General features: G+C 55.5%; 14 protein-coding genes. 12 read left to right on the top strand and 2 right to left on the bottom strand.

The window, feature by feature from the left end; genetic code table 11:
- Positions 1–304: 304 nt before the first annotated feature.
- The 5 genes from rplU to obgE all read left to right on the top strand — a co-directional run bounded on the left by rplU (position 305) and on the right by obgE (position 3547).
- Positions 305–616, top strand: coding sequence for a 50S ribosomal protein L21 (gene rplU, locus C4S74_RS12565; protein WP_009675460.1), 312 nt, complete (start codon positions 305–307; stop codon positions 614–616).
- Between the two features lie 11 nt (positions 617–627).
- Positions 628–975: a ribosomal-processing cysteine protease Prp gene (locus tag C4S74_RS12560; protein WP_103995676.1), complete on the top strand. Its 348-nt coding sequence runs from the start codon at positions 628–630 to the stop codon at positions 973–975.
- 4 nt (positions 976–979) lie between these two features.
- Positions 980–1291 (top strand): 50S ribosomal protein L27, encoded by a 312-nt coding sequence (rpmA, locus tag C4S74_RS12555; RefSeq protein ID WP_009675465.1) that lies wholly within the window; start codon positions 980–982, stop codon positions 1289–1291.
- A 169-nt stretch (positions 1292–1460) separates the two neighbouring features.
- The gene (locus C4S74_RS12550) at positions 1461–2234 is read left to right on the top strand and encodes a Spo0B domain-containing protein (protein ID WP_103995675.1); all 774 of its coding nucleotides are present in this window, start codon (positions 1461–1463) and stop codon (positions 2232–2234) included.
- 5 nt (positions 2235–2239) lie between these two features.
- Positions 2240–3547, top strand: coding sequence for a GTPase ObgE (gene obgE, locus C4S74_RS12545; RefSeq protein WP_103995674.1), 1308 nt, complete (start codon positions 2240–2242; stop codon positions 3545–3547).
- Positions 3548–3778: 231 nt separating this feature from the next.
- On the opposite strand, the gene C4S74_RS12540 is transcribed toward obgE, so the two are convergent.
- Positions 3779–5149, bottom strand: coding sequence for an aldehyde dehydrogenase (locus tag C4S74_RS12540; protein ID WP_103995673.1), 1371 nt, complete (start codon positions 5147–5149; stop codon positions 3779–3781).
- Positions 5150–5179: 30 nt separating this feature from the next.
- Positions 5180–5686 carry an NUDIX hydrolase gene (locus tag C4S74_RS12535; protein ID WP_103995672.1) on the bottom strand — a complete coding sequence of 169 codons (507 nt, stop codon included), beginning with the start codon at positions 5684–5686 and terminating at the stop codon, positions 5180–5182.
- Between the two features lie 390 nt (positions 5687–6076).
- Here C4S74_RS12535 and C4S74_RS12530 point away from each other — a divergent pair, with 390 nt between their 5' ends.
- From C4S74_RS12530 to C4S74_RS12500, 7 genes are all read left to right on the top strand, one after another.
- Entirely contained in the window at positions 6077–6550 is a 474-nt protein-coding gene (locus tag C4S74_RS12530) for an ACT domain-containing protein (RefSeq protein ID WP_009675461.1), read from the top strand.
- Positions 6551–6650: 100 nt separating this feature from the next.
- Complete coding sequence (locus C4S74_RS12525; protein ID WP_103995671.1) at positions 6651–7940, top strand: homoserine dehydrogenase; 1290 nt, start codon at positions 6651–6653, stop codon at positions 7938–7940.
- A gap of 35 nt (positions 7941–7975) precedes the next feature.
- The gene (gene thrC / locus C4S74_RS12520; RefSeq protein WP_103995670.1) at positions 7976–9046 is read left to right on the top strand and encodes a threonine synthase; all 1071 of its coding nucleotides are present in this window, start codon (positions 7976–7978) and stop codon (positions 9044–9046) included.
- Positions 9046–10008 (top strand): homoserine kinase, encoded by a 963-nt coding sequence (gene thrB / locus C4S74_RS12515; protein ID WP_103995669.1) that lies wholly within the window; start codon positions 9046–9048, stop codon positions 10006–10008. The genes thrC and thrB overlap by 1 nt, the downstream gene beginning before the upstream one ends.
- A 1-nt stretch (position 10009) precedes the next feature.
- Positions 10010–10948, top strand: coding sequence for a prephenate dehydratase domain-containing protein (locus tag C4S74_RS12510; RefSeq protein ID WP_103995668.1), 939 nt, complete (start codon positions 10010–10012; stop codon positions 10946–10948).
- Positions 10949–10957: 9 nt separating this feature from the next.
- Positions 10958–11839 carry a branched-chain-amino-acid transaminase gene (gene ilvE / locus C4S74_RS12505; RefSeq protein WP_103995667.1) on the top strand — a complete coding sequence of 294 codons (882 nt, stop codon included), beginning with the start codon at positions 10958–10960 and terminating at the stop codon, positions 11837–11839.
- A gap of 292 nt (positions 11840–12131) precedes the next feature.
- A partial coding sequence (locus tag C4S74_RS12500) for a LysM peptidoglycan-binding domain-containing protein (RefSeq protein WP_103995666.1) occupies positions 12132–13602 on the top strand: 1471 nt, incomplete at its 3' end.

The following is a 13602-nucleotide window of genomic DNA, read 5'->3' as shown; positions in this document are numbered from 1 at the left end:
GCGGATAATACCGGACAGCGGAAATTTACGCTGTCCGGTTTATTTTTGTTCCGACGCCCGGCACCGGGTACCCGACCAGCATCCCGGCACTTTGCCAGACCGGAGTTCTCAAGAGAGTATTGCGTCCTTCGCTTTGTAATAAAACGTTGCAAAGGACGAACCCTTTTGCTATACTACTATGAGTGCGTTGCTTTAGGCATGCGCTGTAACCGCACGGATCGGGTTTGTGAAGCACGGGCAGAGGCTCTGCCGCTGAACGTCACCTGGATATTGGCGAGTCTGAGACATGAGGAGGTGCAACGAAATGTACGCAATTATTGAAACAGGCGGCAAGCAATACAAAGTACAACAAGGCGATGTTCTTTACATCGAGAAGTTGGAAGCCGGCGCAGGCGATGTGGTCACTTTTGACCGTGTTCTGGTTGTTTCTGGCGACAACGGTCTTCAAGTAGGAGCTCCAGTCGTAGAAGGTGCTAAAGTTTCCGGCAAAGTCGAGAAGCAAGGCAAAGGACGCAAAATCATCGTTTACAAGTACAAGGCGAAAAAGAACTACCGTCGTAAGCAAGGTCATCGTCAACCGTACACGAAAGTCGTAATCGAGAAAATCGAAGCTTAAGAGGCCATCAGATGATTCACGTTACGGTTTTAAGGCGGTCTGAACAAGACCCTACGATAGAAGCGTACCAGGTCGAAGGCCATGCGGAATTCGACGTTCCCGGCAAAGACCTTGTCTGCGCCGCGGTATCGGCCATTGCGGTCGGGACGGTCAATTCGATCGAAACGCTAACAGGAGTTGTACCGGGTACAGAGATGGAGAAGGGCTGGCTTGACGTTATCCTTCCTCTTGATGCGGAACCGGCACGGATGGCTCAGGTTCAGACGATCATCGAATCCATGATCGTTATGCTTCATACTATTGCAAGTTCCTACAGTGACTATATAGCAATTCATACAGCCTATAATGAAGGAGGTTGACACCATGTTGAAATTGGATCTTCAGCTATTCGCATCCAAGAAGGGTGTAGGTTCCACAAAGAACGGTCGCGACAGCATTGCAAAACGTCTTGGCGTTAAGCGTGCCGACGGTCAAACCGTTACCGCAGGCAGCATTCTCGTGCGTCAGCGCGGAACGAAAATTCACCCGGGCAACAATGTGGGCATCGGTTCCGATGACACGCTGTTTGCTAAAGTGGAAGGCGTTGTTAAGTTCGAGCGTTGGGGTCGTGAGCGCAAGAAAGTTAGCGTCTACCCGGTAGAAACCGCTCCAGTAGCGGCTACTGTAGAAGCATAAGTTAAAAATTCATGCATGTACAGCCCTGGCGACGTAATGTTTGCTGGGGCTTTCTTGCTTTTTAGAGGCATCCATCCGGATCTTGCGTCCATCTGTACGCCGGATGCGTTTTGGGACCGGAAATGGTATAATGTGCTAATGGGAAGTCGGAAACGGAGCGTATGCGTACATGAGGAACAGGTTGTGGATACTGGCAGCCTTGCTGGGTCTGCTCGGTTTGGTAATGCTGGCTGCCGCGCCTTTGGCAGCAGGACTTCGTCTGGCCGCGGGTGCCTTTACCGCCGCATGTTTTGCAGCGGCTCTGTATATGCAGCACCGGATGAAGCTCAAGGAAGCAGATGAAGAGCGTACACGCATTCAGCAGCTCGCACAGCAGGAAATGCTTCTGACGATCAATCATCTGCGGCACGATTGGATGAACGATATCCAGGTACTGCTTGGGTATATTCAATTGAAGAAATACGATCGTCTCCAAGGAGTAGTCGCCTCTGTGATGGGAAAGCTCCAGCATGAGAGCTTTATGGCCAAGCTGGGCGATCCGGGCCTTATCGTGTTTTTGCTGACCGCGAAGGCGGGAGGCCGGCACATGAAGCTGGAAGTCGAGCTTGACCAGGAAGTAAATATCCGCAAGCTGGCGCTGGACGGCGATGCGGTTTGCAAGTTGATTCCCGAGCTGATTGAAGGTTTCAAACAAGCGTCTGCGGGAGAAAATGAAGAAGGCGGCATGCTCAGTATGCAGCTCGTTCCCGAAGAGGATTCACTGCTGCTCGATTTTGTATATCAGGGACCGTATAACCGGAGCTTTCTGGAAGAGGCATTGTCGCTTGTGTTGGAATCGGGGACAGGCCGTACCTTGGCTGCGGTTGTAGAACAGAATGACTATCAGGAACAGGAGGCGGCCTTCGCCCTGCGGCTGCCTTACCGGACATCAGTTGAGGTGTGATGCACATGTTTGTAGATAAAGCGAAGATTTATGTAAAAGGCGGCGACGGAGGCGACGGTCTTGTCGCGTTCCGCCGCGAGAAATATGTACCCGAAGGCGGCCCCGGCGGCGGTGACGGAGGCGATGGCGGCGATGTGATCTTCCGCGTGGACGAAGGTCTCCGGACGCTGGTCGATTTCCGTTACCAGAAGCACTTTAAAGCCAAACGCGGCGAAAAAGGCCGCAACAAATGCCAGCACGGAGCCAATGCGGACGATATGGTCGTTCGCGTTCCTCCCGGCACGCTTGTCATCGATGACGACACGGGCGAAATCGTCGCCGACCTGACGCGTCATCAGCAGGAAGTGGTCATTGCCAAAGGCGGGCGCGGCGGACGGGGCAATATGCGCTTCGCCACGGCCAAAAATACCGCTCCGGAAATCGCGGAGAACGGCGAAGAAGGCCAGGAACGCTGGGTCGTTCTTGAGCTTAAGGTGATGGCCGACGTGGGCCTTGTCGGATTCCCGAGCGTAGGCAAGTCGACGCTGCTGTCCGTCGTGTCGGCGGCAACTCCGAAAATCGGAGCCTACCACTTCACGACGATTACACCGAATCTGGGCGTCGTCGATCTCGGCGAAGGCAGAAGCTTCGTCATGGCCGATCTGCCGGGCCTTATTGAAGGCGCCAGCCAAGGTGTCGGACTCGGCCACGAATTTCTGCGTCACGTCGAGCGGACGCGTATCATCGTGCACGTGGTCGATATGGCGGGCACCGAAGGCCGCGATCCGTATGAGGACTGGAAGAAGATCAACGAGGAAATCAAGCTGTACAATGCCAAGCTGGAAGAACGTCCGCAGGTGATAGTCGCCAACAAGATGGACATTCCGGAAGCCCAGGAGAATTTGGCCGCATTCCGTCAACAGATGGAAGCTGACGGCAAATCGGTAGAAATCTTCGCCATTTCGGCCGTCACCAAGGAAGGCATTCAGCCTCTCCTGTATCGTGTAGCCGATATGCTGGACGCGATTCCCGACGCTCCGCTTATTGAGGAAGTACAGGAAGTCGAAGAGCGCAAAGTGTACCGGATGGAGAAGAAGAACGAATATGATAACGATTTCGTTATTCGCCGCGAGAACGATGTTTTCGTTGTAGAGAGCCCGAGCATTGAGAAGCTGATGAAACGGACCAACTTTACAACGGAAGAGAGCGTGCTCCGATTCGCCCGGATTCTTCGGAATATGGGGATCGACAAGGCGCTCCGCGAGCGCGGCGCAGTCGACGGCCAGACGATCCGTCTGAACGATTATGAATTCGAATTCGTAGAAAGATCTTAACAGGAGAAACCCCCATTGCCGGCAGGCACGGGGGTTTTTTGGCGTAGTATCTATAGATTCGGTCAATCGCTTTCGTTCAGGTTCAAATCGTTTCCCTCGCCCGGTTAGGATGAGATGATTCCGTATATGGAAACCGCAGCGAAATCATCCCGCACCGCATCTTCCGGGACATAACAGGCTGCCAGCCGGAGATGCCTCTCTATGCCGGATAGCCCGATAACGGATAACGGCTTATTTATAAACGCTTTTTAATCTTTTCAAGGCGTTTTTGGCGTTGGGATAGCGGAAGGGCAGATCGAAACGGCTCGTCTGCTTCAGCACGCTTTTACGATGAGTGAACACATCGAAGCTCGCTTTGCCGTGGTACCCGCCCATTCCGCTGTTCCCGACGCCTCCGAAAGGAAGGTACGGAGTTGCGATATGGAGGATCGTATCGTTGATGCAGCCTCCTCCGAACGAGATCGATCGGATGATCCTCTGCTGGACTTCTTCGCTTTCGGAAAAAGCGTACAGGGCGAGCGGTTTCGGGCGGGCATTTACTTCCCGGATCACGTCCTCCAGATTGCGGTAAGTGAGTACCGGAAGGAGGGGGCCGAAAATTTCCTCCTGCATAACCGGGTCCTCCCAGCCGATTCCGTCGATAAAGGCCGGTTCAATTTTAAGAGAGCGGTCGTCGGTTCTTCCGCCGGACACGAGCTGTCCCGCTTCCATCAGGCTTTTGAGCCGGTTATAGTGGCGGGCATTGATGATGTTCGGGTACGGGCTGCCTTCGGCAAGCGGATCGCCGTAGAAGGCGTCTACCACTTCCTGCATCCGGTTCAGCAGCTCATCCTTGACGCTTTCATGGACGTATAAGTAATCGGGCGCGATGCAGGTCTGTCCCGCGTTCAGCGTTTTGCCCCAGACAATGCGCTTGGCCGCGTGCCTGATGTTGGCGTCGGCATGCACAATGCAGGGGCTTTTGCCGCCCAGCTCCAGCGTGACAGGGGTGAGATGTTTGGCGGCCGCCTCCATGACGATCCGTCCGACCCCGACGCTTCCCGTGAAAAAAATCGTATCGAACTTCTCCGTGAGCAGCGCGTTGCTCGTCTCGACACCGCCTTCGATAACGGCCACATATTCTTCCCCGAAGGTCTGGCCGAGAAGCCGGGCAAGCAGCGCGGATGTATGCGGCGCAAGCTCGGAAGGCTTCAGTACCGCGCAGTTTCCTGCGGACATGGCCCCGATCAAAGGGGAGATTGCCAGCTGGAACGGATAGTTCCACGGCGATATGAGAAGCGCTATGCCGTATGGCTCCGCATAAATGCGGCTCTGCGATCCGATATGCGTAAGGGGCGTTTTGACCCGCCGCGGCTTGCTCCAGCGTTTAAGATGTTTAAGCACATGATTGATTTCTTCAAGCAGAATACCGATTTCCGTAGCGAACGCTTCAAAGTCGGATTTTCCGAGATCCTGCCTCAGAGCTTCCATAATCGCTTCCTCATGATCCCGGATCATGGCTTTTAACCGGCGAAGCTGTTCCATCCGGAAGTTCAGAGGCTTGGTCGCACCCGTTGCGTAAAAGTTTCTCTGCTTGTCGAGAAGCGCGTGTATCCGATTCAAGAGATTTTCGTCCTTTCCGGGTCCGTTGACTCAGGTTATTTCGGGATCTTGGAGCGGGGTCCAGTTCACTTCAGGAATACCGGAGGTGCCGAGCCTAGCCGTTCCGATCCACGTATGGGGCGTGTCTCCGTAAGACAAATAATGCTGGAGCGCATAGCGGAAAATAAACGGAAGCTCGCGGTTCAGAATCTCGGCCCGTGGGATCCAGTGCAGATCGCCTTCCGAGGTCCGGATCCGGGGTGAAACATCCGTATGACCGACATAAATGAACTGCTGGCGTATATCGTGATCTTTTAACCTCATTAGAATGTACTGCAAACGGAGTCCCGAAATTTCGTCCTCGCGTATGCCGGTTTCTTCCTCGATTTCGCGCAGGCAGGCGGCCCGGGGACGTGCCATTTCAAAGCTTTCCAAATGTCCGCCCACCGCCGCCCACATACCGGGGGAGAGCGTCCTTTTCATGGACCGCTTCATCATAAGCAGTTCACCCCGGGAGTTGAACAAAAGAGCCGCGGATATTAATCGCAACGTGATCAAACGTGTCGCCTCCTTGCTGATTTTCAGCTTACCATAGGGGAAGAAGGACAAGCAAACTCCCGTCGGGAAAGCATTTTGGCGCCTTCCGAGCCTGAGCGGCGCTTGTTTTTCAAACGAAAGACAGAAAAAACCGATAAAAAGAAAGACACCTGAAATATTCGAGTTTCGGCAGAGGCCAGCCCGGCCGGATAGGATAAAATCAGCGGCCGTCAAAGAGCCGGATCAAAGTACAAAGCGAGAGATTCCGCTTCATCAACCGGGGGAAATCAGGGTAAACGGCAGGGCATACGGAAACAATGCCATTTTCCTATTGCCGAAATTTGTAGAGTTGAAGTATAATGTCCTCTATATAAGAACACACGTCTTTCTGGAAAGGACGGACTTTCTGTAATGGAACCTAAACAGGCCGCAGGTTGGAGCGAGTCCGGCTTTTATCTCGTCAACGAGCAGATTTTGCCCGAGGGCATTCTCAAAACGGTGCAGGCCAAAGAACTGCTGGCCCGTGGAGAAGTAAAAACGATTCACGAGGCGGTAGAGCAGGTAGGGCTGAGCCGGAGCGCTTTTTATAAGTACAAAGACGGCGTATTTCCCCTGAACAAGCTGGATAAAGAGCGCATTGTCACCATCTCCATGAATTTGGAGCACCGTTCGGGCATTTTGTCCCGGGTGCTTGCGCTGATTGCCGGACAGGAAGGTAATGTGCTGACGATCAATCAAAGCATTCCGCTGCAGGGAATGGCGAACGTGGTCATTTCCGTAGAAACGTCCCTGATGGGCGATAAAGCGAAAGAACTGGTTCAACTGCTGGAATCCCAGGACGGGGTCAAGAAAGCCGCCGTAATCGGACAGGGCAGCTCGATTTAACTCCGGGGCCCCACCGGCAGGAACGGGTAACCGGATACAAACCGGGTACAAACTCTAAGAACTGAAAAAGAACATCACGTATACGGGAGGAATTATGACTATGAAGAAACCTATTAAAATCGGCTTGCTTGGACTCGGGACCGTCGGAACGGGTGTAGTCCGGATTGTGGAAGGCCACCGGGAAGATCTGGAGAAACAGACAGGCTCCGCTATCGTAGTGGAAAAAGTGCTTGTGCAGGATTTGAGCAAGCTGCGTTCCGTTACCGTTGGCCGCGAGAAGCTTACCGACCAGCCTTGGGATATTATCCGCAATCCTGAAATCGACGTGGTCGTCGAGGTGATGGGGGGCGTCCAGGATACGAAGGCGTATATTCTGGAAGCGCTGGAGCAAGGAAAGCACATCGTGACCGCGAACAAGGATCTGATGGCGATGCACGGGCCCGAGATTCTCGCCAAAGCCGCCGAAAAAGGCTGCGATGTATTCTATGAAGCAAGCGTGGCGGGGGGAATCCCGATTATTCGTACGCTGGTGGAGGGCTTCTCTTCGGACCGCATTACGAAAATCATGGGGATCGTCAACGGTACGACAAACTATATCCTGACCAAAATGAGCCAGGAAGGCGCCGCTTACGCGGACGTGCTCAAAGAAGCGCAGATGCTCGGTTATGCCGAGGCCGATCCGACTTCCGACGTGGAAGGGCTGGACGCCGCCCGTAAAATGACCATTCTCTCCACGCTGGGCTTCCATTCGGAAGTAGCGCTGACCGACGTGAAGGTCAAAGGAATTTCCAGCGTCAGTAAGGAAGACATCCAATACGGCAAAAAGCTCGGCTACGAAGTGAAGCTTCTCGGCATCGCGGAGAAGCATGACGATCACATCTCCGTATCCGTCGAGCCGACGATGGTCAAAACGTCGCATCCGCTCGCTTCGGTCAACGGCGTATTCAATGCCGTATACGTATACGGCGAAGCCGTGGGAGAGACGATGTTCTACGGCCCCGGCGCCGGTGAAATGCCGACGGCAACTTCCGTCGTGGCGGATCTCGTGGCTGTCGTGCGCAACCTGAATCTCGGCGTAAACGGCCAGCGCAGCACGGTGCCTTACCTGGAGAAAAAGTTGAAAACGGACGAGCAAATTTCTTCGAAATATTTTGTGCTTCTCCACGTGGAGGACAAGGCGGGCGTCCTTGCCCAGATTACGCAAATTTTCGCGAAGCACGAAGTCAGCCTGGAGTCCGTCTTCCAGCATCCGAACGAGCATAATCCGAAAGCCGAAATCATTATCATTACCCACGACGCGAATCAGGCGGGCATGAACAAAGTCCTGGCCGAATTCGAAAGCCTGGATGTCATCCAGACGATCCAGAGCGTTTACCGCGTAGAAGGCTAAATTTTAACTTTTAAGAAAAGAGGCTGCAGAAGAAAATGAGATATATGGGCTTGCTGCATCAATATAAATCTTACCTTCCGGTTACGGAAAAAACACCGCTGCTTACGCTGCACGAAGGAAACACCCCGCTTATCCGCGCGGAAAAATTGTCGGAGGAGCTGGGTCTCGACCTTTACGTCAAATATGAAGGACTGAACCCGACGGGTTCGTTCAAAGACCGCGGCATGGTGATGGCCGTAGCCAAAGCGATGGAGGAAGGAAGCCCCACGATCATGTGCGCTTCCACCGGCAATACGTCGGCGGCCGCTGCCGCCTACGCCGCGCGCGGCGGGCTGAACTGCATCGTGCTTATTCCGAACAACAACATTGCGCTCGGCAAACTGGCGCAGGCTATCATTTACGGGGCAAAAGTGATCGCCATCGAAGGGAATTTCGACCGGGCGCTGGAAATTGTCCGCGAAATTACGGCAAAGCAGCCGATTACACTCGTCAATTCCGTCAATCCCTACCGGATTGAAGGACAGAAGACCGCCGCTTTCGAGGTGTGCGATCAGCTCGGGAAGGCGCCGGATTATCTGGCGATCCCGGTCGGCAATGCGGGCAACATCACGGCCTACTGGAAAGGCTTCAAGGAGTATCAGGCGGCAGGTAAATCATCCTCGCTGCCCAAAATGATCGGATTCGAAGCGGAAGGCGCCATGGCGATCGTCAAGGGAGAGCCTATCCTCAATCCGGAAACCGTGGCGACCGCCATCCGGATCGGCAACCCGGCAAGCTGGGACGGAGCCGTAAATGCGGCAAACGCATCCGATGGCCAAATCAACTATGTCACCGATGAAGAAATTTTGTCGGCTTACCGCAAGCTTGCTTCGCAGGAAGGCATCTTTGCCGAGCCGGCATCGGCGGCATCCCTGGCGGGCGTCATCAAGCTGAAGCGGGAAGGACACTTCCGGCAGGGACAATCCGTCGTGTGCGTGCTGACCGGCAACGGGCTTAAAGATCCGCACAACGCCATTCAGAGCGTGGAAGCCGAGCCGCTCGTCGTAGAAGATTCGGAAGCGGCCGTGATGGACGCGATCCGGCAGCTGGAGCAGGTGGGCAGCTAATGGCGCCCGCAGCGGTACGCGTCCGCGTTCCGGCCAGCACCGCCAATCTGGGACCGGGCTTCGATGCGCTCGGCATGGCCCTTGATTTGTACGCCCGGATTGAGATGAGTGAGGCGGACCGGACACAGATCGAACTTTTCGGAAGCAATATGCAGGGAATTCCGACGGACAAGACGAACCTGATCTACAAAGTGGCCCGCACCTTGTACGATCACGCGGGTCTGCCCATGCCGGAGCTGAGCATCCGCATGGACAGCGACATTCCGCTCACGCGGGGGCTGGGCAGCAGCGCTTCCGCTATCGTCGGAGCGCTTGCGGCGGCTAACGCGCTGAGCGGAGCGGACCTTCCGCCGGAGGAGCTTTTCCAGATCGCCTCCGGCATGGAAAAGCATCCCGACAACGTCGGCGCCTCGCTGTTCGGAGGCATTATCGCGGCCTACTGGGACGGCCGCGAGGCGAAGCACGTGCGCATCGAGCCGCACGAGCGTCTGGAGGCGCTGGTCGCCGTGCCGGCGTTCCAGCTCTCCACGGAGCTTGCGCGCCGGGTGCTGCCTTCCGAGGTGCCGATGAAAGACGCCGTCTTCAACATCGGCCACTCGTCTCTGCTCGTCGCGGCCCTTGCCGCCGGCGAGCTGGGTATGATCCGGCACGCGATGAAGGATGCGCTCCATCAGCCGTATCGCGCGGCTCTCGTTCCCGGCATGGAGAAGATTCTCCGGGAAGCGGCCGACCACGGTGCGCTGGGAGCTGCGCTCAGCGGCGCGGGATCGACTCTTATCGCGTTCGCCGATAAGAGCGAGGGAAGGCAGGAGGAACTGGAAGCGTTCCTCCGGGAGACGTTCCGCGCCGAAGGCATCGAGGCGGAAACGCGATGGCTGAGACCTGCCAGCGAAGGCGTCCGCGTCTGGAAGCTGACGGGCGGGGAACCGTCCTTCGAGGAATTTGCGGGAGGAGCGGAATAACATGAGGAAGAAACGGATAGCGATGCTGGGACCGGGCACCTTCTCGGAAGAGAGCGTGTACCATTTTCTCGGGAGAGACCGGTACGAGTATGTGCCGTTCAAGCTTATCTCCGATGTATTCCTGGCGACCGCTTCGGGAGAAACGGATTACAGCGTCATTCCGATTGAGAATACGATTGAGGGCTCCGTTACCCTGCATATCGACTGGCTCGTTCACGAGGTTGATTTGCCGATGCAGGTGGAATGGGTTTATCCTATAGATATGAACCTGATCGGTCTTCCGGGCAGTGCCCACCGGGCGGCCGATGACAAGAACGGCTTGGTGAGGCTGGAGAACGGGGAACTGGCAAGCTCCCCGCCCGTCTCCTGGTCAAGCATTACCAAAGTGCTGTCCCATTCGGTCGCGCTTGCCCAATGCCGCAAGTTTCTGCGCACGTATATGCCGCAGGCGGAGATCGAGCAGACGGGTTCCAACGGGGAGAGCGTCCGGCTTGTCAGCGAGCTGGGAGACCCGAACGTGGTAGCGATCGGTACGACAAATGCCGCCGGCATGTACGGAATGGAGCTTCTCGCGTCGAAAATACAGGACAACCCCGACAATTCGACCCGTTTTATTCTGATCGGGCGTGAAAAGCTTGAGCTGCCGGTCTCCGGCCATACAAAGACGACCATTCTGGTCACGCCGCCCGAAGATTACCCGGGAGCGCTTCACCAGGTGCTGTCGGCCTTCGCCTGGCGCCGGATCAACTTGTCGAGGCTGGAATCCCGCCCGACGAAACGCAAGCTCGGCAACTACTATTTTTACATCGACGTAGAGGGCTCACTGGAATCGGTTCTCGTCCGCGCCGCTTTCGAAGAAATCGAAGCGATCGGCTGCCAAGTCCGGATTCTGGGCTGCTACCCGACGTATCAGTACGAAACCCAAACCCCGGAGGTGTAACAACGAATTATGGCACAGCAGTGGATTTACCTGGACGGCAGCTACGTTACGAAGGAAGAAGCCAAAGTATCCGTTTACGATCACGGTTTTTTGTACGGGGACGGAATTTTTGAAGGCATCCGCATTTACGGTGGCAACATTTTTAAATGCAAGGAGCATCTCGACCGTCTTTACGATTCGGCCAAATCGATTATGCTCAACATTCCGCTGAGCTATCAGGAAATGCAGGACGCTCTGGTGGAGACGATCCGGCGCAACGAACTTCGTGACGGATACATCCGTCTCGTCGTTTCCCGCGGGCCCGGCGACCTCGGACTCGATCCGCGCCGTTCGCCCAAAGCGAGCGTCATCATTATCGTGGAGCAGCTGTCGATTTATCCGGAGGAGGCCTACGTTAACGGTCTCAAAACCGTTTCGGTCTCCAGCCGACGCAACATTCCCGACGCGGTAAATCCGAAAATCAAATCGCTCAACTACCTGAATAACATTCTCGTCAAAATCCAGTCCAATCTGGCCGGCGTGGGCGAAGCGATCATGCTGAATTCGCAAGGATATGTGGCCGAAGGTTCTTCGGATAACATTTTTATCGTAAAAAGAGGCGTCGTGTACACACCGCCTTGCTATATCGGTGCGCTGGAAGGCATCACGCGTGCGGCGATCATCGAGATTTGCGAGCGCCAAGGCTATACCTTGAAGGAAGAACCGTTTACCCTGCACGACGTGTATGTGGCCGATGAAGTGTTCTTTACGGGTACAGCCGCCGAAGTTATCGCGGTTCGCGAAGTGGACGGACGCACTATCGGGGAAGGCAAGGCCGGCCCGATCACGACGAAGCTTTTGCAGGAATTCCGCAGCATTGTGAATGTCGACGGGGTTAAAGTATACGAATAGACCGTCTCGCGCGGTTCGTTTGGGGTCCGGTGCCGATTTTTTTACCGGTTGGACCGGTTTTTTTCCAAAACGACTCAACAAACTTTCAAAAATCCGTTTCCCGGGAAGGGGCACTTCCTGCGGCAGCGGTTTTTTTTATGCCCGGATTTGCTGTGTTTGCGCCTGTCCCTTTGAATTTTCCGCGGCTTTTTTTCGTCCAGGGGATGTCAAATGCCCATAAGCCTGCATAAGATGTAATGTCAATCGGATTGGGGAAGACGGATACGTACTTAGAAGAGGGAGGTAAGACCCGTTGAAAATCCATATGGTTAAAAAAGGGGATTCACTGTATAAAATCGCCCAAAAATACGACGTTGATCTCGATAAGCTGATCGAAGCGAATCCTCAGATCGCGAACCCGGACCAAATCAACGTTGGTGAAAAGGTGAAAATTCCGGGAACGCCGACGAAACCGCAGCAGCCCCACACGCCTCATCATCCCGTGCCGGATCATCTGGTGAAGCACATTGTGCAGCAGGGAGATACGCTGTGGAAGCTTTCGAAAGCATGGGGAATTCCGCTGAAGGATATGATCGAAGCGAATACCCAACTGAAAAACCCGAATGTGTTGATGACCGGCGAAACGGTCTATATTCCGAAAAAGTCTCAAGCGGAAGAAGGCTCGCACGGCAGTCAGCCTCATCATGGCGGAACAGCTCACGGCAAGAAGGATACTTCCCCGATCCAGCCGGCTGTTCCCGCGCCCGAACCACCGGCAGAGCAGAAGCCGGAAACGGCCGAACTTCCGGAGATTCCGGAGCTGCCGGAAATCAATGAGATTCCAGAAGTAAAGGAACCCGCGCCGGTGGAGGAAGAGAAGGTGGAATTGAAGCCGGAGGCAGAGCTTCCCTTACAACCGGTGCTGCCTCCGGTACAGCCGCCGGTTATCGAGCAGCCTCCCGTCCAACCGGCCCAGCCTGAGCCGCAGGTTCAGCTGCCGATTGTCGAGCAGCCTCCGGTGCAGCCGGTTCCCCAGCCTCCGGTACAGCCGCAGGTGCCTGAATACCAGCTGCCCCAACTTGTGCTGCCGCAGGTCGAGCTGCCGTCTTACACACCGCAGCCGCCGCCCCAGAGCCCCTGCGAGCCCGTTGCTCCGGCTCCATATCCTTCTTATGTAAAAGAAGCGGAAACGATTCCGCACTTCGGAGGACATCCGGGGAATCTTCCGTTGATTCAGCCGTGCCCTCCTTACGCGCCTTTTGTGTTTCCGTACGGGCAGCACCAGGAGCCCTGGAAAAAAGAGCCGTGCGGGTTCGACGGCAAACTGCCCGTCTCGTACGGAGATCACGGAGCATACGAGGGCGGCTGGGGACAACCGCAGACGCTTCCGTATCCGGATGTGGAGATTCCGCAGAGCATTCCGTCCTATCAGGAACTGGTGGCCTCTGAGGAAGAATACATCCAGCCGGCCGGACAGATTCAGGGTCAGCCCTATCCGTCCCAGCCGTGGTTTCCAAGCCAGCCCGGTTTGTACGGAGGCGCGGGAGCCGGACCGGATTTGCATACCCCTTACACGGACGGAGCTTATTGTGCGGAAAAACCGGTATTCGGACAGCAGCCGGGCTGCCACGAGCCTTATGCGCCATTCGGCCACAACGGCTTTGAGCATGGCGGTTACGGTCACGTAGGCGGATGGCCGCAGAGCTACGAGCAGGCAGGCGTGTGGCCGCAAGGCTATGCGTCGCCGCAGGAGGCGGAGCAAGCCGCATATGCGTCCGGAGGCT

It is taken from the genome of Paenibacillus sp. UNC499MF, assembly GCF_900107975.1.
GTDB lineage: Bacteria > Bacillota > Bacilli > Paenibacillales > NBRC-103111 > Paenibacillus_F.
This window is presented reverse-complemented; position numbering and strand designations above follow the sequence as displayed.

Excerpts from the sequence above, each read along its gene's own strand:
- rplU (WP_009675460.1), top strand. The coding sequence starts at position 305 with ATGTACGCAATTATTGAAACAGGCGGCAAGCAATACAAAGTACAACAA.
- C4S74_RS12560 (WP_103995676.1), top strand. The coding sequence starts at position 628 with ATGATTCACGTTACGGTTTTAAGGCGGTCTGAACAAGACCCTACGATA.
- rpmA (WP_009675465.1), top strand. The coding sequence starts at position 980 with ATGTTGAAATTGGATCTTCAGCTATTCGCATCCAAGAAGGGTGTAGGT.
- C4S74_RS12550 (WP_103995675.1), top strand. The coding sequence starts at position 1,461 with ATGAGGAACAGGTTGTGGATACTGGCAGCCTTGCTGGGTCTGCTCGGT.
- obgE (WP_103995674.1), top strand. The coding sequence starts at position 2,240 with ATGTTTGTAGATAAAGCGAAGATTTATGTAAAAGGCGGCGACGGAGGC.
- C4S74_RS12530 (WP_009675461.1), top strand. The coding sequence starts at position 6,077 with ATGGAACCTAAACAGGCCGCAGGTTGGAGCGAGTCCGGCTTTTATCTC.
- C4S74_RS12525 (WP_103995671.1), top strand. The coding sequence starts at position 6,651 with ATGAAGAAACCTATTAAAATCGGCTTGCTTGGACTCGGGACCGTCGGA.
- thrC (WP_103995670.1), top strand. The coding sequence starts at position 7,976 with ATGAGATATATGGGCTTGCTGCATCAATATAAATCTTACCTTCCGGTT.
- thrB (WP_103995669.1), top strand. The coding sequence starts at position 9,046 with ATGGCGCCCGCAGCGGTACGCGTCCGCGTTCCGGCCAGCACCGCCAAT.
- C4S74_RS12510 (WP_103995668.1), top strand. The coding sequence starts at position 10,010 with ATGAGGAAGAAACGGATAGCGATGCTGGGACCGGGCACCTTCTCGGAA.
- ilvE (WP_103995667.1), top strand. The coding sequence starts at position 10,958 with ATGGCACAGCAGTGGATTTACCTGGACGGCAGCTACGTTACGAAGGAA.